Source organism: Streptomyces violens, from assembly GCF_000717745.1.
Classification (GTDB): domain Bacteria; phylum Actinomycetota; class Actinomycetes; order Streptomycetales; family Streptomycetaceae; genus Streptomyces; species Streptomyces violens.
In genome coordinates this window covers 131,885-149,404 of sequence record NZ_JOBH01000006.1, presented here as the reverse complement: position 1 = coordinate 149,404, position 17,520 = coordinate 131,885, and the positions used below count along the sequence as shown (strand labels likewise).

Genomic DNA, 17,520 nt, shown 5'->3' with positions numbered 1-17,520 from the left:
CCGCGCCGCCACCAATGTCCGAGAGCCCGTGCCCGGCGGCTTCACGGGACGCGAGGATGGCGGAATGACTGCCCTGTCGCGCGCCCACTCGTTCAACACCGCCGCCGCCCAGTACGCCGTGAGCCGCCCCTCCTACCCGCCCGCTCTCCTGGACGCCGTCGAGGAGCTGGCGGGCCGGCCCCTCGCGGGCGCCCGGGTCGCCGACGTCGGTGCGGGCACCGGGATCGCCACCGTCCTGTTGCGCGAGCGCGGCGCCGACGTGCTCGCCGTCGAGCCCGGTGCCGGGATGGCGGACCGGTTCCGCGCCGCCCTCCCCGACCTGCCGATCGTCCGGGGCGACGGCAATGCCCTGCCCCTCGCCGACGCCTCCTGCGACCTGATCACGTACGCGCAGTCCTGGCACTGGACCGACACCGGCCGCTCCGTCCCCGAGGCGCTGCGCGTCCTGCGCCCGGGCGGCGCGCTCGCGGTCTGGTGGAACCGGCACGCCGCCGACATACCGTGGATCGTCGCGCAGGAGGACCGCATCGCACGCCACTGCGGCGTGCGGCCCCCTGCCGGTGCGTGCCCCGACGACCGCCGCGCCGCCCGGCTCGCGGGCCTCGCGGAGCTCCGCACCGCGCGCCGCCTGCTGCGCTGGAGCCGCACCGTCCCCCTCGACCTCCATCTCGCCAACATCAGCAGCCACTCGGCGTTCCTCGTCCTCGGCGAGGCCGCCACGCGCACCTTCCTCGCCGAGGAGCGCGCTCGCCTGCGCGAGCTCTTCCCCGGCGAAATGGTGGAGGAGACCTACGACGTCGACCTCCTGGTGGCCTGCCGCCCGGGCTAGTACTGCAACGGGAAGAAGCTGCCCGGGGCAAGCCCGCTGGACCCGCTGCACCGCATCGCCCAGGGGGCCTCAGCGTCGTCCAAGGCGCGCTACGACGAGAACTACAAGGTCCGCGTGCGCGACTGCAACGAGAACACCCCCGGCGCCCCGGCGGCGGGCAAGGACTGCGACGAATACCCATTCCGCTCGACCGCCGAAGGCGCTGCCCGATACGTCTACGAGGGCGACGAGTACAAGGACGACTTCTCCGTCCGCTACATCGACCCGAAGGAAAACCAGGAGGCAGGCAACCGGCTGCTTGCCTGGTATCAGACTGACCGGATCCTCGACTGGGAAGCCCTTCACCATCACCATCGGTGACTGACATTCCGGCAGCGATACTCCGGTGATCCAAAAGCAGGGCCGTCCCCGTTCGAGGGCGGCCCTGCGATCCCTTCTGTCATGACGGTTCAGGCGGCGACGGTCCGCCAGATCTGTACCAGACAAAACTGGTGCTGTCCGCCCAGATCGGCATCATGGCCGCCGGGATTGTCGAGCGAGTCGCCGAAGCAGCCCTCCAGGGCGGGAAAGTGCCGCTCAATGGCGGCGCGCCTGCCGACTGTAAACGAGGGAAAGGAACGCGCTCAGTAGGATCTCAGCCGCTCCGGGACGGGAGGGCCAGGTCCGTCTTCGACGACACACCGGACCCCTGCGAACCAGGCGTTGGTCTCGGTGCTGGTGCGAGTCATGTGCGATCGGCAAGGACAGCCACCACGGAGGCACCTTCGGTGCAGTAAGGACGATCGGGCGAGATTACTGGGGAACGGCTGACCGTGCGCTGAGCGGCTCGCGGCCTACCGCTCCTGCACCACCTCGGCGGCGAGTTCCGAGGGCATGTCGTATGTGTGGACCAGCGCGGTCACCGGATCGCCGCCCATGGCCTGGGCCGTCCGCACTGTCCCGAACACCTTGGTTGACGGCATCAGAACTTCGTCCACCCACCCTTCCCCGGCAACCCCGGAGCCGCGTACACCGCTTTCACCAGCTCGAGGCTGCGGATGTCGCTGCCGGTCGTGCTGCCGCCGAACTTGTTCATCGTGTACGCGTAGGACAGCCGGTTCTCCGGGTCGGCGAAGGCCAGGGAGCCGCCCGCGCCGCCGTGGCCGAAGGTGCCGGGGTTGGGGCCGAGGTAGCCGAAGCCGTTGAGCATGTACCCGGCCGCCCAGGCGAACGGCAGCCGCTCCGGGGTCGCGACGCTGAGCACCAGGTCGATTTCGTCGTCGCCGCTCTGCCGTGCGCGCATCGCCGCCAGGGTGTCCGCACCCACCAACTCGCCGTTGGCGAGGGCGCGGTAGACCGTGGCCAGGCCGCGGGCGGTGGCGTTGCCGTTGGCCGCGGGGATCTCGGCGCTGCGGCACGGGGCGCTGTTCACGTCCCCGAGGGGCAGATGGCCCATGGCCACGGCCATGCCCGCCAGCGGGTGCGCGTCCAGCGACCGGATCGGCCCCTCGGGCATCCCGGGGAAGAGCGCGCGCAGCGTGCCGCCCCCCTCGGGCCCGATCATCTGCGCACAGCGGGCGTGCTCGGTTTCGGGGGTGCCGATGTACAGGTCGGCGCCGAGCGGTTCGGTGATCTCGGTGCGCAGGAAGGTGCCGAGCGAGGTGCCGGTGATACGGCGGACGAGCTCGCCGACCAGGAACCCGAAGCTGACGGCGTGGTAGCCCTGGGCGGTGCCCGGCTGCCACCACGGCTCCGTGGCGGCCAGTACCGCGCAGGTCTTCTCCCAGTCGTAGACGTCCGCCGGGGTCAGCGGCTCGCGCGGCGCGATCAGGCCCGCGCGGTGGGAGAGCAGCCAGCGCACCGGGATGTCGCCCTTGCCCTCCTGGGCGAACTCCGGCCAGTACCGGGATACGGGCGCGTCGAGGTCCAACTCCCCGCGGTCCGCGAGCAGATGGGCGCAGAGTGCGGTCATGCCCTTGCTGGTGGAGTAGACGTTGACCAGGCTGTCCCGCTCCCACGGGCGGCTGCGGTCGGCGTCGGCGTGGCCGCCCCACAGGTCCACGACGAACTCTCCGTCGACGGTCACCGCGAGCGCGGCGCCGACCTCGCCGCGCTCGGCGAAGTTGCGCGCGAACTCCTCGCGGATGTGTCCGAACCCGGGGGCGCAGATGCCCTGCACGACTGCTGTCACGATCCCTCGTCTCTCGCCGGCGTCTCTCACAGGCGGCTGCCACAGGACGAATGGTTGCCTGCGGCAACGTAACCCGTCAGGAATCGTTCAACAAGTGCATGAACATGGTGTCGTGCAGGGTGCACACATGGCGCCCGGCGACCTCCGCGGCAGCGGCGCAGTCACCCCGGCGCAGCGCCTCGACCAGGAGGCGGTGTTCGCCGTTGGACTCGCGCAGGTGATCCAGCGGGTACGGCAGGTAGTAGCGGTACAGCTCCTTCAGCGCCAGCCCGTAGGGCTCGACGACCGAGGGCAGGCCGGTGGCGGCCGCGACGGCGAGATGGAAGCGTTCGTCCGAGCGATGGAATTCCGCCCAGCTCTCCGCCCCCTCCATCTCCTCGACCAGCCCCCACAGCTCACGGTCCGCCGCCTCGTCCAGGCCCCGTGCGGCGGCGAGGTGGGCGATGCCGCACTCGAGGACGAGGCGGTGGTCGATCAGGGCGTGCACGTCGGGCGCCGCGGCCCGGTAGGACTCCACGGCGCCGACCGCGCCACGGGGCGGGTGCTCCGCCACGAGGGTGCCGCCGGTACGCCCCCGCTTGCGTTCCAGTACGCCGTCCCGGCACAGCGCCACGAGCGCGCGGCGGACGGTGATCTCGGAGGTGTCCAGCGCCGCGGCGATCCGGTCGCTGGCCGGCAGCCGCTCGCCGGGCTTCAGGAGCCCCAGGTCGACGGCGAGCGCGATACGGGCCCGCACCGCGTCCAGCGCCGACAGCCGGCGGATGCCCGCCAGCGGCGGCGCGCTCAGAGCGTCCGTGGTACGGGAAGGAGAGTCGGCCACAGGAGCACCGTAACCAAAAAACTGCTCATCTTGAACACTCTTGTTTAACTGATCAATGTGCTCTATTTTTCTCGGGCATTCGATACCCACCCTCCCGTTCCCCTCGAAGCAGGTGACGTCCATGTCCCGCCCGCTGCCCGTCGCACTCGCCCAGGCACCGGCCCGCCCCGCCGAAGCACCCCTGTCCGGGTTCGCCGACGACGTCCACGCGCTGCTGGACAAGTTCCCGCGCACACGGCTGGTCGCCTATCCGGAGCTGCACCTCTGCGGCGTCGAGGGCAACCGGGAGGAGAGCGAGGCCCGGCTGCAGGACGCCGCCGAGCCGCTGGACGGTCCGCGGACCAAGGCCCTCGCCGAGCTCGCCGGTGATCTCGGCATCTGGCTGCTGCCCGGCACCGTGTGCGAACGGGGCCCCGGCGGCGAGCTGTTCAACACCGCACTGGCCTTCTCGCCCGAGGGCCGGCTGGTCGCCTCGTACCGCAAGGTCTTCCCCTGGCGGCCGTACGAGCCGTACGCGGCCGGGGACCGCTTCGTCGTCGCGGACCTCGGTGACGCCGGCCGGGTCGGCTTCGCGATCTGCTACGACGCCTGGTTCCCGGAGGTCGCGCGGCAGCTCGCCTGGATGGGCGCCGAGGTCATCGTGAACCCCGTCATGACGACCACCGCCGACCGGGCGCAGGAGCTGGTGCTCGCGCGCGCCAACGCCATCGTGAACCAGGTGTACGTGCTCAGCGTGAACACGGCGGGCCCGGACGGCACCGGCCGCAGCCTGATCGTCGACCCCGAGGGCCGGGTCCGTACCGAAGCGGCCGACTCCGCTCCCACCGTCCTCACCGACGTACTCGACCTCGACGACGTCGAGCGGGTCCGCACCCACGGAACGGCCGGCCTCAGCCGGATGTGGGACCACTTCGGCGAGCGGGACGCCGCCATCGAACTGCCGCTGTACGAGGGCCGGATCGACCCCCGCACCTGGCACCCCGGCCCCCACCGCGCCCGCCCCTGACCGATGCCCTTAACAAGCCTCCTGAGCCCCTTCCCCGCACCCGCACCACCCCTGGAGCCCCGCCGTGACCGAGCCAGCCCCCGCGCTCCGCCGGACCCTGACTCTGAAAGGCGTCGTCGCCTTCGGCCTCGCCTATATGGCCCCGCTGATCGTGCTCGGCACCTTCGGCGTCGTCGCCGGTGAGACGCATGGCGCCGTGCCCACCGCGTATCTGCTCGCCATGGTCGCGATGATCTTCACCGCGCACAGCTACGGCAAGATGGCGGCCCGCCACCCCGTCGCCGGCTCCGCCTACACGTACGTACGGCGCGCCATCGACTCGCGAGCAGGCTTCCTCGTCGGCTGGGCGACCCTGCTGGACTACTTCTTCCTGCCGATGGTCATCTGGCTGATCGGCGCCGCCTACCTCAAGGCCGAGTTCCCCGGCGTCCCGTCCTGGGTGTGGATCCTCGCCTTCATCGCCGTCACCACCACGCTGAACATCTGCGGCATCCGCACCGCCGAGCGCGCCAACGACCTGCTCATGGCCTTCCAGGTGCTGGTGATCGGCTTCTTCGCCGTGCTCTCCCTGCTGCACGTCTTCCACCAGGGCGGTACTGGGGCGATCTTCAGCAGCACGCCGTTCGTCAATGACGCGACCACGGTGACCAGTGTGTCCGCGGGTGCGGCCGTCGCCGCGTACTCCTTCCTCGGGTTCGACGCCGTCACCACCCTCACCGAGGAGGCCGTCGACCCGAAGCGGACCATTCCGCGCGCCATCCTCCTCACCGCCCTCATCGGCGGTGGCATTTTCGTCGCCCTCGCCTACACCACCCAGCTCGTCCACCCCGGCGCGGCGTTCGAAGACCCCGACTCGGCGGCCTTCGAGATCGCGAAGACCATCGCGGGCGATCTGTTCGCCTCCTTCTTCCTCGCCGGCCTGGTCGTCGCGCAGTTCGCCTCCGGCATCGCCGCCCAGGCCAGCGCCTCCCGGCTGCTGTACGCCATGGGACGGGACGGCGTCCTTCCCCGCCGCCTCTTCGGCTATCTGCACCCCCGGCTCCGCACCCCCGCGCTCAACATCGCCCTCACCGGTCTGATCGGCCTGATCGCCCTGCGGCTGAGCGTGACGACGTCCACGTCCTTCATCAACTTCGGCGCGTTCACGGCCTTCACGCTCGTCAACGTCAGCGTCATCGCCACGTACCTGCGCGAACGCCGCACCGGGACCCGGCTCAACCCGGTCACCTATCTGGCCTTCCCCGCCATCGGCGCCGCGGTCGACCTGTGGCTCCTCAGCCGCCTGGACGGCAAGGCCCTCACCCTCGGCCTCATCTGGCTCGCCCTCGGCGTCTGTTACCTGATGTACCTGACCCGCCTGTTCCGCGTCCCGCCGCCTGAGATGGACTTCACGGAGGAATCCGCAAAAGCCGGTACCGCTGCTTGATCATTTCCGGGCAGAATGCACGGTATGCCGAACACGTGTACCCCCAGGGCCGCGACGGCCGATGACGCTCCGTCGCTCGGCCGGTCGCTGGCCCGGGCCTTCGACGACGACCCGTTGATGTCCTGGCTGCTCCCCGACGCCGCCACCCGCGGTGAGCGGCTCGTCCGTTACTTCACGACGCTCTTCCACCGGCAGTACAGGCCGCACGGCAGGTGCGAACTCACCTCCGCCGCCGCGGCGTTCTGGGTGCCGCCGGAGGCCCGCGAAAAGGCTGTGCCGGACGCCGGGACGGTGCACGAGCTGATGGACATCCTCGGCGAGCGCGCCCTGTTGCTGCGGGACGTCGTGGAACAGGTCGCCGCGCACACGCCCGAGGAACCGCACTGGTACCTCGCGCTGATCGGCGCCGACCCGGACGTCCGCGGCCAGGGCCACGGCGCCGCCCTGCTCCGCTCGGGCCTCGCCCGCGCCGACGCGGCGGGCCTCCCCGTCCACCTGGAGTCCTCCAAGCCGGACAACATCCCGTTCTACGAGCACTTCGGCTTCACCGTCAGCGCGGAACTCCGCCCCCACGAGGACGGCCCGACGCTCTGGCCGATGTGGCGCCCGGCGCAATAACCGTAATGACGAGGAGGGCGGCATCCGTACGTACGGATGCCGCCCTCCTCGGGGTCCGGGGGTCTCAGTCCCCGTGCGTGAGCGTGATGTCGAAGCCGTCGTGGCCCGCGGCGCCGACGGTCAGCGGGGTGGCGACCGGCGGGAAGCCGCTGGCCACGACCGTGTACTCGCCGCCGGACAGGTCGGTGAAGGCGTACGCGCCGTCCGGGCCCGTCGTACGGACCGCCACCACGTTGCCCGCGGGGTCCAGCAGCGAGACGCGGGCCTCGCCCAGGGGCGCGCCGGTCCGGCTGTGGACCGTGCCGCGGAGGGTCGCGGCGGGCTGGAGCACGGCGTCCTGGCGGGTCGGTACGCCACCGGAGACCTCGGCGATGCCGGCGTACGGCTGGTAGCCCTCCGCACTGGCCGTCAGGGTGTAGACGCCCGGTACGAGCGAGGGCAGGCGGTAGCCGCCGTCCTCGCCGGAAGAGGCCGATTCGATCACGTCACCGCGCTCGTCCGTGGCCACGACCAGCGCATTCGCCACCGGCGACGAGCCGGCCCGCACCGTGCCCTCCAGACCGCCGGTCCCGGCGAGCATCAGGTCGAAGGCGACCGGCTCCTCGCCGACGGCCAGAGTGGTCACCCGCGGCTGGTGCCCGGCGGCCGCGCCGACGAGTACATAGCTGCCGGCGGCCGGGGTGGCCAGGGCGTACCGGCCGTCCGCTGCCGCCGTGGCGCGGCCGAGCTGGCTGCCCTGGGCGTCGATCAGCGTGACGGCGGCCTCCGGCACGGGCGCACCGGCCGCGTCCAGCACCCGGCCGTGCACGGCGGGACCGGACGGCGCCGCGGCCGCCGCGGTCACCGGAAGCTCGGCCGTGCCCGTACGGTCCTCCGGTACGGACTCGTCGTGCGCGGCCCCGTGGCCGTGCCCGTGGTGCTCCGGCTCCACCGGTACGGCCGGGCCGTGATCGGCGACGGCCTTGCCCCTGCGGTACAGCAGCACCGTGATGACCAGGCCGGCGGCGAAGAAGGCGGCGGCCCACCAGTACGCGATGTCGTAGCTGTGCAGTGCGGCTTCGGCCTGGTTCAACTTGGTCGGCTTGCGGTCCGCGAGGTAGTTGGTGACGGCGCTGGCGGCCATCGTGTTGAACAGCGCGGTGCCGATCGAACCGCCGACCTGCTGCATCGTGTTGACCGTCGCCGAGGCGACGCCCTGGTCGCTGGGTGCGACGCCCAGCGTGGCCAGGCTCATCGCGGGCGGCATGACCATGCCGAGGCCGAAGCCCATCACCAGCAGCGGCGGCAGGACGTGCGCGGCGTACGTGCTGTCCAGGTCCAGCCGGGTCAGCCAGATCATGCCGGCGGCGGCGAAGAACATGCCCAGCGGCACGATCGGCTTGGGCCCGATCTTCGGCACGAGGATGTTCATCGACAGCTGCGCCATCACCATCAGCATGCCGACCATGGGCAGGAAGGCGAGGCCGGTCTTGACCGGCGTGTACGCGAGCGTCTGCTGCAGGTAGTACGTCAGGAAGAGGAAGACCCCGAACATACCGGCGCCGGAGATGAACACGGATATGAAGGACGCGGCGCGGTTGCGGTCACCCAGCACACGCAGCGGCAGCAGCGGATGCCCGGCGCGCGTCTCCCAGAGCACGAACGCGAGGAGCAGCACGCCGCCGCCCGCGAGGAACGCCCAGCACATCCAGTGGCTCCAGGCGTGCGTCTCGGCGCTGGAGAAGCCGAAGACGATGCCGAAGAGCCCGGCGGCCACGAGCAGCGTGCCGAACAGGTCGAGCCGGGGCCGTGCGGTGGGCGCGGGGCGGCGGACGAAGACCAGCGCGCCGATGACCGCCACGACGGCGATGACGAGGTTGACGTACAGGGTCCAGCGCCAGTCCAGGTGCTCGGTCAGTACGCCGCCGAGCAGCAGCCCGATGGCGCCGCCGGAACCGGCGATCGCACCGAAGATGCCGAACGCCTTGGCGCGTTCCTTGGCGTCCGTGAACGTCGTCGTCAGCAGGGACAGCGCGGACGGCGCCAGCAGCGCGCCGAACAGGCCCTGCAGGGCCCGGCCGACCACCAGCATCGAGAAGCTGTGGGCCGCACCGGCCAGCGCCGAGGACCCGGCGAAGCCGACCAGGCCGATCAGCAGCGTCGTCTTCCGCCCGAAGAGGTCGGCGAGCCGCCCGCCGAGCAGCAGCAGGGAGCCGAAGGCGAGGGAGTAGGCGGTGACGACCCATTGCCGGCCGTCGTTGTTGAAGCCCAGGTCGCGCTGGGCGGACGGGAGGGCGATGTTCACGATGGTGGCGTCCAGCACCACCATCAGCTGGGCGAGGCCGATGACGGCCAGCACCCACCAGCGGTGGGGGGTGTGCCCCGTCGCCCGGCCGCCGGACGGCGCCTCGGCCGGCTGCCCGGCGTCGGCGCCTGCATCGACACGGGTGGAGGTCATACGGAGTCCTTCGGATCTTCCGGGGTCCGGTGCTCCTCTTCCGGGGTCCCCGGGGGTGGTTCTCGTGCGTGCCGCCCGGCGTTGCGCGCGCCCGGGACGGCGTCGTTGCGCCCGGGCCGGGCGTCAGGTCCGCAGCAGGGCGGGAAGCACCACGGCGTCCAGATAGCGCGTGAGGTACGCGGCGTCCGCGGGGCGTTGCTCGATCATCGGGCGCGAGAAGACGGCGCCGGACAGTGCGTGCGGGAAGAAGGGGATCGCCGGGCAGCCGGGGTCGACCTCGCCGCGGGCGACCGCCCGGTCGAGCATCGCCTGCATCACCTCCAGTTCGGGTTCGATCAGAGCCGTGTGCATGGCCTCGGCCAGCTCCGGATCCCTGTGCACGGCATGCGTGATCCCGCGCATCAGGTCGATGTCCTTCTTGGCGTCCCCGATCCGCCGGGCGAGCTCGTGCACGTCGCCGCGGAGCGAACCGGTGTCCAGGTCCTCCAGCGAGAACGGCCGCAGATGCCGCAGCGCCGCGGACACCAGCCGGGGCTTCCCCTGCCAGCGGCGGTACAGCGTGGCCTTGCTGCACCGGGAGCGGGCGGCGACGGCGTCCAGGGTGAGGTTCTCGTACCCGACCTCGCGCACCAGGTCCAGGACCGCGGCGTACAGCTCGCCCTCACGCTCCGGCGAGAGCCGCGTCCGGCGTGCTGCGGACGGCGGCGTGGTGACGGGCATGTCCACCCCGAACAACGGATCGAAACGGTTTCGTACTCTTAGCCTCTTCGAGCGTACGCCCCGCTCCGATCGAAACGCAAACGTTCCGATAGTCACTCGCGTGACCTGCAATTTCGCGGCCTGGTGACCCGATTGCCCTCTTTTGAGGTGCGGGTCCGGCGCCGAGCTGCTCGGGTCCCCTACCAGGCTGCGCCCCCGCCCGCCGCCCCGCATCCGCGGCCGCGCGGACTCACGCGGGCAGCACCACGGCCGTCGTCACCAGCCCCGACCCGATCAGCCACCGGCCGCTGAACCCGGTGAGCTCCCGGCCCCGGACGACCGGCCCGGGGACGAGGAGGCGGGCGGTGAAGGTGGCGTCCGTCGGGTCGAGGGTGAGGTGCGCCTCCTCGAAACCGAGCCAGCGGCGGGCGAGCGGATACCACGCCTTGTAGACGCTCTCCTTCGCGCTGAAGATCAGCCGGTCCCAGCAGACCTCGGGCATCAGCTCGGCCAGCCTGGCCAGTTGGGCCCGCTCCTCGGGGAGGGTGACCAGCTCCAGTACGCCCGGATCCGCCACAGGCTCGTGCGGCTCCGCGTCCAGACCCAGGGTCAGCACGTCCGTGGCGCGGGCGACCGCGGCGGCGCGGTAGCCGGTGCAGTGGGTGAGCGCCCCGACGACGCCGGCCGGCCAGCGCGGCGCGCGGTCGGGTCCCGGCAGCAGGGGCGCGGGGGCGAAGCCCAGGCGGGCGAGCGCGTCGCGGGCGCAGCCGCGCACCGTACCGAACTCCTGCTGCCGCTTCGGTACCGCGTCGGCCACCAGGGCCAGTTCCTCGGGAAACATGTCCGAGACGGGGGCGTCGTGGAACGCCTCGGCGGTGATCACAGGGGCGGGCAGCAGCTTGTCGATCATGCGGGGGTCCCGGGGGTGGTGGCGGGAAGGGCGCGGATCTCGTAGGTCACGACTGAAGTAAAGACGGTGCGGGGCGGAGAGTGAAGGGCGGCCGGGGCGGGCCCTGGGAGGGCACCGGAGCGGCGGGGCGCAACCGGACAGGCCGGTAGTTGCCCCATCCGAGGGGCGCGGGTGGCAGCGAGGGATGAGGTCCGGCCGGAGGGGGCACTCGTGGGCCATGCTTGTACTGCGACTTCTCGCCCGGCCCATGCTGGCCTCGACCTACGTCATCCAGGGCCTCCAGACCCTGCGCAATCCCGAGCCCTTGGTCCCGGCCGCCGAGCCGATTGCCCAGCCCATCGCCCAGCGCATCCCCGGTATGCCGGAACAGACCGAGCAGCTCGTCCGGATCAGCGGCGGTGTGCAGCTGGTGGCCGGCTCGCTGCTGGCGATCGGGCGCTTCCCACGGGTGTCCGCGCTGGCCATTGCGGCCACGCTGGTGCCCACGACCCTCGCCGGACACCGGTTCTGGGAGGCCGAGGACGAAGAGACGCGCACCCAGGAGCGCATCCAGTTCCTCAAGAACCTCTCCATGCTCGGCGGGCTGCTCATCGCCTCGGCGGACACCCACGGCAAGCCGTCCCTCGCCTGGCAGGGCCGGCACGCGGCACACCAGGCCCGCCGCGAGGCGGCTCTGCGCGCCCGCACGGCCCGCAAGACCCACAAGATCAGCAGCCGGCTGCCGGTCGGCTGAGCGCCGACCCCCGGCCGGTCACCCGTAGCGGAGGAGGCCGGGCCCTGGGCGGGCGTGCTGCCATGCCGGTGTGAAGGGACACGCCGGCGGCTGGGCCGTCACCCGGGTCCGGTCCGCGGCGCGCTGGGCCGTACCGGCGAGTGTGGGTCAAGTGGCCTGCGCGGCAGGGGGGTTGGCCCGCACAGCGATCCGTACAACGGTCCGTGCAGCGGTCCGTACGACGCTGCATACGACGGGCCGGGTACTGGTCCGTACGGTGGTGGTCCCCGTACTCGACCAGCTGGATCTCGACGCGGTGGTGGCCCGGGTGGATGTCGACGCCGTGGCGGCGCGGCTGGATCTGGACGCGGCGGCCGACCGGGTCGATGTGCGGCGGATCGCCGACCGGGTCGACATCGACGCGATTGTGGCCCGGATCGACCTGGTCGCGCTCACCGAGCAGGTACTCCGGGAGATCGATCTCGGCCGGATCGTACGGGAGACCGGCGGTGGGATGGCCGAGGAGACCGTCGACGCGTTCCGCGTCCAGGCCATGCACGCCGACCGCTTGGTGAACCGGGCCACTGACCGGCTGCTGCGCAGGGACGGCAGGAACCACGCGCCGCCGTGACCGAGCCCGGGCGGCAGGACGACCCGGTCCGGATGCAGGGGCGGACGGCGGGACTGGTGTCCCGTACCGTTGCCGCGCTCATCGACACGTTCGCCGTACTCGGCATCGGGCTCGCCGCGCTGCTGGCCGCCGCGGCCGTGCGCTTCATGGTCGCCGGACCGCCGTTCGCGCTCCCGCACCTGCCGCCCCGGATCAGTACCGCGTGCGGTGCCGCCCTCGCGGTCGGCTACCTCGCGGGAAGCTGGCTGACGGCCGGCCGTACGGCGGGGGCCCGGCTGATGGGCCTGCGGGTGGCCGCGCGGTCGGGACGGCCGCTCGGGCCCGGCCGCGCCCTGTTGCGGGCGGCGCTCTGCGTGGCGTTCCCGTGGGGCCTGCTCTGGATACCGGTCAGCCGGCACGGCCACTCGCTCCAGGATCTCGTGGTGGCCAGCGTCGTCGTCCACGACTGGCACGGGCGTACTTCACCCGTTCCGGGTGACGCGTCCCGGCGCGCGCGGCGGCTCAATGGGACGCCGGATCAGATCCGGAGTCAGATCCGTAGGAGGCTGCGATGACCGATCTCGTCGTACTCGGTTTCCCGGACAAGGAGAAGGCCGAGGCCGTCATGCGGCTCGGCAAGGAACTCTCCCGCCAGGAGCTGCTGGACCTGGAGGACGCCGCGCTGGCGTGGCGGACGCAGGACGGCAAGATCCACGTGGAGCAGACGTACCACACCACCGCCACGGGAGCGGCCGGCGGCGCCCTGTGGGGAACGCTGTTCGGCATGCTGTTCCTGATGCCGGTCTTCGGCGCGGCGGTCGGTGCCGCCTCAGGTGCGGCCGTCGGCAAGCTCACCGACGTCGGGATAAATGACGCGTTCATCAAGGAAGTGGCCCGCACGCTGGAGCCCGGGCGCGCCGCGGTGTTCGCCCTCGTACGGCGGTCCACGCCGGACCGGGTGCGGGAGGCGTTGCGCCCGTTCAACCCCACCGTCATCCGTACCTCGCTCACCAAGGACCGCGAGGAGGAACTGGTCTCCGCCCTCCAGGGGACCTGACCGACGCAGCAAAGAGACCGGACGGCACACGGCGTGTTGAGGAAGGCGACACGGCCCCCGGAGTGAGATGCGTCCGCACAGGCTGCCGCGCACACGAAGGGGCGACACACTCGTCGGACACATCGAGGACAACTCCGGAAGCGACACCGCGAAGCGAGGGGCCGGCGATGGGCGAGTCCCCGGGCGCACGGCTCGTCCCCCGGCCCCGACTGGTGGAACGGCTCTCCGCGGGCGTACTCGGCCCGCTGACCGTGGTGATCGGCCCGCCGGGAGCCGGCAAGTCGGCCCTTCTGACGCAGTGGGCCCACACGGGCACCGCACCGGGCCCGGTGGCCTGGGTGACGTGTGACGACGCCCCGGAGCCGCCCGGCCTCTTCTGGGCGCGGGTGACACGGGCGTTGGAGGTGGCAGGCGTTGCCGTACCGGGCGGACACGCAGTACCGGACGGGCTCGCGGCGGCCGCCCTGCTCGCCGAGGCGCTGGCGGCCCGGCGCGGGCCGGTGGTGCTGGTGCTGGACGGTCTCCGGGCCGGGGGCGGCGCGCCGTGCGCCGCCGGGGTGTCGTACCTGCTCGCGCACGCCGGCCGGGCGCTGCGGCTGGTGGTGGCGGCGCGCGGGGACCCGCCGCTGCACCTCCACCGGCACCGCCTGGCCGGCGACCTCACCGAACTCCGCACCGGCGCGCTGGCCTTCGACGACCGGGAGACGGCGGCGCTGCTCGCACTCCACGGGATCACACTCCCCCGTCGCGCCGTGGCATCGCTGCGCGAGCGCACGGAGGGCTGGGCGGCGGGGCTGCGACTCGCCGCGCTGGCCCTGGCGCGGCAGCGCGATCCGGAGCGGTACGCGATGCGGTTCAGCGGCGCGGACGACGCGGTCGTCGGCTACCTCGTCGAGGAGTTACTGGACGGGCAGCCGCCCGAAGTGCGCAGCCTGCTCCTGACGACGAGCATCCTGGACCGGGTGAACGCTCCCCTGGCCGCCGCGGTGGCAGGCGACCGGGCGGGCCGGCGCTTCGCCGCCGTGGCCGGCGAGCACGCGTGCCTGGAGACGTGCGGGCAGGGCTGGTACCGGCACCACCGTGTGATCGGCGAGGCGCTGCGCCGCCGGCTGCGGGAGGAACACCCGGACCGGACCGCCGAACTGCACCGCCGGGCAGCAGCCTGGCTGAGCGACAACGGCTCGCTCGCCGAGGCGGTACACCACGCACTCGCCGCGGACGACCGCCCGTACGCGCACCGCCTGATCGTCCACCGTCTGGCAATAGGCCAGGTACTGGGGCTGACGGCCACTCAACTCCCCCAGGCCGCAACCGGAAACGTCGCCCCCACAGTCGACGGCAGCCCCGAGACCGCACTCGTCACCGCGGCAAGCGCGCTGTCGCACGGAGATGTGACGGCCTGCGCCACGGCCCTGGCACAAGCGGAGCCCCTTCTCTCCGACACAGCAACACCCGCCGACCATTCCCTGCATCTCACCCACGCGGTGATCCGTACGCAACTGGAGCGCACCCGGGGCCCCTCGGCGGCGCCGGCCGCGGCGGCCGAGGCGCAGCGTCTCTTCGCGCTCCTCCCCCGCGAGGCCCAGGCGGACCGCCCCGAACTGCGCGCCCTGATCCAGCTGGTCCGCGGCGGTGCCGAGCTGCGGCGCGGCCGGCTGACGGCGGCGGAGGGCGCCCTGACGACAGGACTCAGGGCGGCCGGCACCGCGGGAAGCCGGGCGCTGCGCCGCGACTTCCTCATCGAACTCGCCCTCCTGGAAGCGCTCCGCGGACGGTTCCGGGCCGCCGCCGAACTCGCCGCGACCGCGCAACGGCCCCCACTGCCTGCCTCCGGCCCCGGTGACCCCTCGTACGCCACGCTCCAGATGGTCCGCGCGTGGACCGGCCCGTCCCGCAACGGGGCGGCGCCCCGGGCTCACAACGGGGCGCCCCCGGCCGGCGGCGACGACGGCGACGCCCGGCAGCCGGTCGTGGTGGCGCTCAGCAGGCGTGAGCTCGACGTACTGGCCCAACTGGCGCGCACGATGGCCACGGACGAGATCGCCGCCGAACTCCAGCTCTCGGTCAACACCGTCAAGACACACCTGAAGAGCGTCTACCGCAAGCTGTCCGTGAGCCGCCGGACCGCCGCCGTCCGCCGCGCCCGCGAACTGGGACTTCTCCCCCACGTCACGTGACCCTGACCGCGCCACCGTACGACGACGGGGCGGGCCGGAAGACCGGCCCGCCCCTCCGCATCGGCGGTCGCGTCAGCGGATGTTCAGCGGGTGTAACGCATCAGAGTGCGGACCATGTGGCAGGTGGTGTCGGACGGGCGGTGGATGCCGACGAGTGCGGCGGTGTCACGGATGAGTCGGTTCGGCGCGCGGTCCGGCGTGTGCACACCGGAGTCGAGCAGGGCGATGGCCAGACGCATGGCCTTGAGCCGGCGGTTGTGAGCGATGTACCACTCGCGCGGCCGGCCTGCCGGCAGCGGCTTCTTCGCGAGCGGGGCGTACGGCAGGTCGAACAGCGGGCGCGTCGAAGACATTACGGCAGCCGTCACAGGGTCCCTCCTGTCGTGGTCGAGAGCCCCGGACCCCCCGTGAGCTCCCTCGAACACTGCTTCTATTTTAGTCGATTTCAGCCAGCTCCAACACCCCTCCAGGGAGCCCTTTTTCGCAGGTCAGCGGCGCAATGCACCCTTCCGGGCGCACAGTTCGCGACGTCTCTGACGCGGCGCCGAGCCGATACGGGCGACTGAAAGGTTTCAATGCAAATACCCGCGCCACCTATTGACTCCAGAAGCCCTCCCATCCATGGTTTGAGTCGTTTCAAACGCAAGCGCACCACGCGAGGCCGAAGGAGTCCAGGTGACATCCGTGCAGGGCACGAGCACACAGTCCGCCGCTGACGGAGCGGCCGGGGACGGCGCCGTCTCGCGGCAGCAGTGGAAGTGGACCGGGCTGGCCGGCATGGCGTCCTATCTCGACGCCGGGTCGATCGTCGCGCTCAGCTCCGGTCTCGCCCTCTTCCAGGACCGTTTCGGGCTCTCCGAGAGCGGCCTCGGCGCGCTGACGGCCATCGGTCCCAACGCCATCGGCGCGGCGATCGGCGCGTTCATCGGCGGCCGACTGGGCGACAAGCTCGGCCGCAAGCGGATCTACCAGTACGACCTGCTCGTGTACGCGGCGGCCATCCTGCTCATCGCCTTCGCGGTCAACCCGCTGATGCTGTTCACCGGCACCTTCATCGTCGGCCTGGCCGTCGGCGCGGACGTGCCGACCTCGCTCGCGCTGGTCGGTGAGTTCTCCCCGGCCAAGGCGCGCGGCAAGCTGCTCGGCATGACCCAGGTGACCTGGAGCCTCGGCCCGGTGGTCGTCCTGCTGCTCGCCTGGGCCCTGTCGGACCTCGGCCTTCTCGGCATCCGCATCGTCTTCCTGCACCTGTTCGTGGTGTCACTGGTGACGTACGCGCTGCGCCGCGGCATGGTCGAGTCGGCTGTCTGGCGGAGCGCGGCGAAGGGTGGCGCGGCGGCCCGCCCCAAGGTCCGCGAGCTGCTGCGCGGCGCCCATCTGCGGGCCCTGCTGTTCACCGGCGGCATCTACCTCTTCTGGAACCTCGCGGCCGGCACGAACGGCATCTTCACCCCGTACATGGTCCAGAGCCTGGGCGCGGGCAGCCAGGCCACCAGCGTCGCCCTGTCCTGCGCCAGCTTCGCGCTGGTGATCGTCGGTACGGTCGCGGTCTACATGCGGTACTCGGACCGCGGCCACCGCTACCGCAAGGTGATGTGGATCGTCGGCTCGGTGATGCAGGTCTGTGCGTACGGCGTCTTCCTGTTCCTGCCCTTCACCCTCCCCGTCATCGTCTTCAACGTGGTGCTCTTCGGTGTCGGGCAGGCCATGGCGGGCGAGGCCGTCTACAAGACCATCAGCCAGGAGGTCTTCCCGACGATGCTGCGCGGCACGGCGCAGGGCATCACCTTCGGCACGTCCCGCGTCGTCCTCGGCGTCTGGTCCTTCTTCGTACCCGCACTGGCAAGCACCGGCATCGCCCCGGTCGCCGCCTTCCTCACCGCCTCACTCCTCATCTGCGGCGTCATCGGCCTGTTCATGCCCAACACGGCGGGCAAGCCGCTGGAGCAGGTGGAGGCCGAACGGGCTGCGAGCTGATTGGCTGGTACCAATTCTCCACAGTGAGCGGCATCGGTCAGATGTTGGCGTGCTAACTTCCCTATTGGTTGG

17 protein-coding genes and 2 pseudogenes are annotated in these 17,520 nt (G+C 71.8%); 12 read left to right on the top strand and 7 right to left on the bottom strand.

What is annotated here, in order from left to right; genetic code table 11:
* Positions 1 to 64: 64 nt before the first annotated feature.
* Together IF04_RS0113135 and IF04_RS0113130 are read left to right on the top strand one after the other, a co-directional pair.
* A complete protein-coding gene (locus IF04_RS0113135; RefSeq protein ID WP_030255272.1) occupies positions 65 to 829 on the top strand; it encodes a class I SAM-dependent methyltransferase in 765 nt (254 codons plus the stop codon).
* A gap of 18 nt (positions 830 to 847) precedes the next feature.
* Positions 848 to 1,189 carry a NucA/NucB deoxyribonuclease domain-containing protein gene (locus tag IF04_RS0113130; RefSeq protein ID WP_078600253.1) on the top strand — a complete coding sequence of 114 codons (342 nt, stop codon included), beginning with the start codon at positions 848 to 850 and terminating at the stop codon, positions 1,187 to 1,189.
* A gap of 473 nt (positions 1,190 to 1,662) precedes the next feature.
* On the opposite strand, the gene IF04_RS40120 is transcribed toward IF04_RS0113130, so the two are convergent.
* The 3 genes from IF04_RS40120 to IF04_RS0113115 all read right to left on the bottom strand — a co-directional run bounded on the left by IF04_RS40120 (position 1,663) and on the right by IF04_RS0113115 (position 3,819).
* Entirely contained in the window at positions 1,663 to 1,791 is a 129-nt protein-coding gene (locus tag IF04_RS40120; RefSeq protein ID WP_281179660.1) for a hypothetical protein, read from the bottom strand.
* Positions 1,791 to 3,002, bottom strand: coding sequence for a serine hydrolase domain-containing protein (locus IF04_RS0113120; RefSeq protein WP_030255265.1), 1,212 nt, complete (start codon positions 3,000 to 3,002; stop codon positions 1,791 to 1,793). The genes IF04_RS40120 and IF04_RS0113120 overlap by 1 nt, the downstream gene beginning before the upstream one ends.
* A gap of 73 nt (positions 3,003 to 3,075) precedes the next feature.
* Positions 3,076 to 3,819 (bottom strand): FadR/GntR family transcriptional regulator, encoded by a 744-nt coding sequence (locus IF04_RS0113115; RefSeq protein ID WP_030255262.1) that lies wholly within the window; start codon positions 3,817 to 3,819, stop codon positions 3,076 to 3,078.
* A gap of 121 nt (positions 3,820 to 3,940) precedes the next feature.
* On the opposite strand from IF04_RS0113115, the gene IF04_RS0113110 reads away from it, so the two are divergent.
* The 3 genes from IF04_RS0113110 to IF04_RS0113100 all read left to right on the top strand — a co-directional run bounded on the left by IF04_RS0113110 (position 3,941) and on the right by IF04_RS0113100 (position 6,869).
* A complete protein-coding gene (locus IF04_RS0113110) occupies positions 3,941 to 4,825 on the top strand; it encodes a carbon-nitrogen hydrolase family protein (protein WP_030255259.1) in 885 nt (294 codons plus the stop codon).
* Between the two features lie 64 nt (positions 4,826 to 4,889).
* Positions 4,890 to 6,251: an APC family permease gene (locus IF04_RS0113105; RefSeq protein WP_030255256.1), complete on the top strand. Its 1,362-nt coding sequence runs from the start codon at positions 4,890 to 4,892 to the stop codon at positions 6,249 to 6,251.
* A gap of 24 nt (positions 6,252 to 6,275) precedes the next feature.
* A complete protein-coding gene (locus IF04_RS0113100; RefSeq protein ID WP_037959267.1) occupies positions 6,276 to 6,869 on the top strand; it encodes a GNAT family N-acetyltransferase in 594 nt (197 codons plus the stop codon).
* 64 nt (positions 6,870 to 6,933) lie between these two features.
* Here IF04_RS0113100 and IF04_RS0113095 read toward each other — a convergent pair whose 3' ends face one another.
* The 3 genes from IF04_RS0113095 to IF04_RS0113085 all read right to left on the bottom strand — a co-directional run bounded on the left by IF04_RS0113095 (position 6,934) and on the right by IF04_RS0113085 (position 10,915).
* Positions 6,934 to 9,306: an MFS transporter gene (locus tag IF04_RS0113095; RefSeq protein WP_030255249.1), complete on the bottom strand. Its 2,373-nt coding sequence runs from the start codon at positions 9,304 to 9,306 to the stop codon at positions 6,934 to 6,936.
* 123 nt (positions 9,307 to 9,429) lie between these two features.
* A complete protein-coding gene (locus IF04_RS0113090; RefSeq protein ID WP_030255245.1) occupies positions 9,430 to 10,026 on the bottom strand; it encodes a TetR/AcrR family transcriptional regulator in 597 nt (198 codons plus the stop codon).
* 229 nt (positions 10,027 to 10,255) lie between these two features.
* Positions 10,256 to 10,915, bottom strand: coding sequence for a 4'-phosphopantetheinyl transferase family protein (locus IF04_RS0113085; RefSeq protein ID WP_030255242.1), 660 nt, complete (start codon positions 10,913 to 10,915; stop codon positions 10,256 to 10,258).
* Positions 10,916 to 11,132: 217 nt separating this feature from the next.
* Here IF04_RS0113085 and IF04_RS0113080 point away from each other — a divergent pair, with 217 nt between their 5' ends.
* From IF04_RS0113080 to IF04_RS40365, 6 genes and pseudogenes are all read left to right on the top strand, one after another.
* Positions 11,133 to 11,648, top strand: coding sequence for a DoxX family protein (locus IF04_RS0113080; RefSeq protein WP_030255239.1), 516 nt, complete (start codon positions 11,133 to 11,135; stop codon positions 11,646 to 11,648).
* A 172-nt stretch (positions 11,649 to 11,820) separates the two neighbouring features.
* Positions 11,821 to 12,258, top strand: coding sequence for a hypothetical protein (locus IF04_RS0113075; RefSeq protein ID WP_157847645.1), 438 nt, complete (start codon positions 11,821 to 11,823; stop codon positions 12,256 to 12,258).
* Complete coding sequence (locus IF04_RS0113070; RefSeq protein WP_245654384.1) at positions 12,255 to 12,812, top strand: RDD family protein; 558 nt, start codon at positions 12,255 to 12,257, stop codon at positions 12,810 to 12,812. Before IF04_RS0113075 ends, IF04_RS0113070 begins: the two co-directional genes overlap by 4 nt.
* Positions 12,809 to 13,294, top strand: coding sequence for a DUF1269 domain-containing protein (locus IF04_RS0113065; protein ID WP_030255231.1), 486 nt, complete (start codon positions 12,809 to 12,811; stop codon positions 13,292 to 13,294). The genes IF04_RS0113070 and IF04_RS0113065 overlap by 4 nt, the downstream gene beginning before the upstream one ends.
* 167 nt (positions 13,295 to 13,461) lie before the next feature.
* Positions 13,462 to 14,415 (top strand): annotated as a pseudogene (locus tag IF04_RS40485) (winged helix-turn-helix domain-containing protein); the annotation flags it as partial.
* A gap of 849 nt (positions 14,416 to 15,264) precedes the next feature.
* Positions 15,265 to 15,471 (top strand): annotated as a pseudogene (locus IF04_RS40365) (helix-turn-helix domain-containing protein); the annotation flags it as partial.
* Positions 15,472 to 15,554: 83 nt separating this feature from the next.
* On the opposite strand, the gene IF04_RS0113055 reads toward IF04_RS40365, so the two are convergent.
* Positions 15,555 to 15,824 carry a hypothetical protein gene (locus IF04_RS0113055; protein ID WP_051831192.1) on the bottom strand — a complete coding sequence of 90 codons (270 nt, stop codon included), beginning with the start codon at positions 15,822 to 15,824 and terminating at the stop codon, positions 15,555 to 15,557.
* A 322-nt stretch (positions 15,825 to 16,146) separates the two neighbouring features.
* Here IF04_RS0113055 and IF04_RS0113050 point away from each other — a divergent pair, with 322 nt between their 5' ends.
* Positions 16,147 to 17,448 carry an MFS transporter gene (locus IF04_RS0113050; RefSeq protein WP_030255224.1) on the top strand — a complete coding sequence of 434 codons (1,302 nt, stop codon included), beginning with the start codon at positions 16,147 to 16,149 and terminating at the stop codon, positions 17,446 to 17,448.
* Positions 17,449 to 17,520: the final 72 nt, after the last annotated feature.

What these genes read in the sequence shown, in the direction of transcription:
- IF04_RS0113135 (WP_030255272.1), top strand. Translation starts at nt 65, where the DNA reads ATGACTGCCCTGTCGCGCGCCCACTCGTTCAACACCGCCGCCGCCCAG.
- IF04_RS40120 (WP_281179660.1), bottom strand. Translation starts at nt 1,791, where the DNA reads ATGCCGTCAACCAAGGTGTTCGGGACAGTGCGGACGGCCCAGGCCATG.
- IF04_RS0113110 (WP_030255259.1), top strand. Translation starts at nt 3,941, where the DNA reads ATGTCCCGCCCGCTGCCCGTCGCACTCGCCCAGGCACCGGCCCGCCCC.
- IF04_RS0113100 (WP_037959267.1), top strand. Translation starts at nt 6,276, where the DNA reads ATGCCGAACACGTGTACCCCCAGGGCCGCGACGGCCGATGACGCTCCG.
- IF04_RS0113095 (WP_030255249.1), bottom strand. Translation starts at nt 9,306, where the DNA reads ATGACCTCCACCCGTGTCGATGCAGGCGCCGACGCCGGGCAGCCGGCC.
- IF04_RS0113090 (WP_030255245.1), bottom strand. Translation starts at nt 10,026, where the DNA reads ATGCCCGTCACCACGCCGCCGTCCGCAGCACGCCGGACGCGGCTCTCG.
- IF04_RS0113085 (WP_030255242.1), bottom strand. Translation starts at nt 10,915, where the DNA reads ATGATCGACAAGCTGCTGCCCGCCCCTGTGATCACCGCCGAGGCGTTC.
- IF04_RS0113080 (WP_030255239.1), top strand. Translation starts at nt 11,133, where the DNA reads ATGCTTGTACTGCGACTTCTCGCCCGGCCCATGCTGGCCTCGACCTAC.
- IF04_RS0113065 (WP_030255231.1), top strand. Translation starts at nt 12,809, where the DNA reads ATGACCGATCTCGTCGTACTCGGTTTCCCGGACAAGGAGAAGGCCGAG.
- IF04_RS0113055 (WP_051831192.1), bottom strand. Translation starts at nt 15,824, where the DNA reads ATGTCTTCGACGCGCCCGCTGTTCGACCTGCCGTACGCCCCGCTCGCG.